The sequence below is a fragment of the Vibrio sp. 10N.286.51.C3 genome, assembly GCF_003050065.1.
GTDB classification, from domain to species: domain Bacteria; phylum Pseudomonadota; class Gammaproteobacteria; order Enterobacterales; family Vibrionaceae; genus Vibrio; species Vibrio crassostreae.
The window spans coordinates 1-1,047 of the sequence record NZ_PIGC01000044.1 but is presented as its reverse complement, the minus strand read 5'-3'; the positions used below and the strand labels follow the sequence as shown (position 1 = coordinate 1,047).

7 tRNA genes are annotated in these 1,047 nt (G+C 49.3%); all 7 read left to right on the top strand.

Annotated features, from left to right (window positions below):
• Positions 1-73: 73 nt before the first annotated feature.
• The 7 genes from CWO27_RS23425 to CWO27_RS23395 all read left to right on the top strand — a co-directional run bounded on the left by CWO27_RS23425 (position 74) and on the right by CWO27_RS23395 (position 960).
• Positions 74-149, top strand: a tRNA-Gly gene (locus tag CWO27_RS23425).
• A 67-nt stretch (positions 150-216) separates the two neighbouring features.
• Positions 217-293, top strand: a tRNA-Met gene (locus CWO27_RS23420).
• A 75-nt stretch (positions 294-368) separates the two neighbouring features.
• Positions 369-444: transfer RNA gene (locus CWO27_RS23415), tRNA-Gly, on the top strand.
• Positions 445-493: 49 nt separating this feature from the next.
• Positions 494-570: transfer RNA gene (locus tag CWO27_RS23410), tRNA-Met, on the top strand.
• A gap of 56 nt (positions 571-626) precedes the next feature.
• Positions 627-702, top strand: a tRNA-Gly gene (locus CWO27_RS23405).
• 49 nt (positions 703-751) lie between these two features.
• Positions 752-828, top strand: a tRNA-Met gene (locus tag CWO27_RS23400).
• Between the two features lie 56 nt (positions 829-884).
• A tRNA-Gly gene (locus CWO27_RS23395) sits at positions 885-960 on the top strand.
• Positions 961-1,047 lie beyond the last annotated feature (87 nt).

Here is a 1,047-nt window from a genome sequence, read left to right as displayed (position 1 = left end):
TCCGGCTCCCGCAACCACATTACAGTTAAGCGCTATCTGTTGCCCAAGGCAGTAAGAGCAGCGATTAACTAATGCGATACTAGCTCAGTTGGTAGAGCGCAACCTTGCCAAGGTTGAGGTCATCGGTTCGAACCCGATGTATCGCTCCAAATTAGCCTTTTAAAGGCAAGATTCATTGTCTTAAACGATAATGATGCGAAAAGAAAAACATCCGGACGCGGGATGGAGCAGTTTGGTAGCTCGTCGGGCTCATAACCCGAAGGTCGTCGGTTCAAATCCGGCTCCCGCAACCACATTACAGTTAAGCGCTATCTGTTGCCCAAGGCGGTAAGAGCTGCCCAAGGCAGTAAGAGCAGCGATTAACTAATGCGATACTAGCTCAGTTGGTAGAGCGCAACCTTGCCAAGGTTGAGGTCATCGGTTCGAACCCGATGTATCGCTCCAAATTAGCCTTTTTAAGGCAAGAGTCATTGACTTAAACAATGCATCCGGACGCGGGATGGAGCAGTTTGGTAGCTCGTCGGGCTCATAACCCGAAGGTCGTCGGTTCAAATCCGGCTCCCGCAACCACATTACAGTTAAGCGCTATCTGTTGCCCAAGGCAGTAAGAGCAGCGATTAACTAATGCGATACTAGCTCAGTTGGTAGAGCGCAACCTTGCCAAGGTTGAGGTCATCGGTTCGAACCCGATGTATCGCTCCAAATTAGCCTTTTAAAGGCAAGAGTCATTGACTTAAACAATGCATCCGGACGCGGGATGGAGCAGTTTGGTAGCTCGTCGGGCTCATAACCCGAAGGTCGTCGGTTCAAATCCGGCTCCCGCAACCACATTACAGTTAAGCGCTATCTGTTGCCCAAGGCAGTATGAGCAGCGAATAACTAATGCGATACTAGCTCAGTTGGTAGAGCGCAACCTTGCCAAGGTTGAGGTCATCGGTTCGAACCCGATGTATCGCTCCAGCTTTCTTCTAAAAAGCTACTAAGACTCTTTAAACCACCGTGTTTTTCTTTAGATCACAGAGTTTAAAGGCGACCTTAAAGGTCACG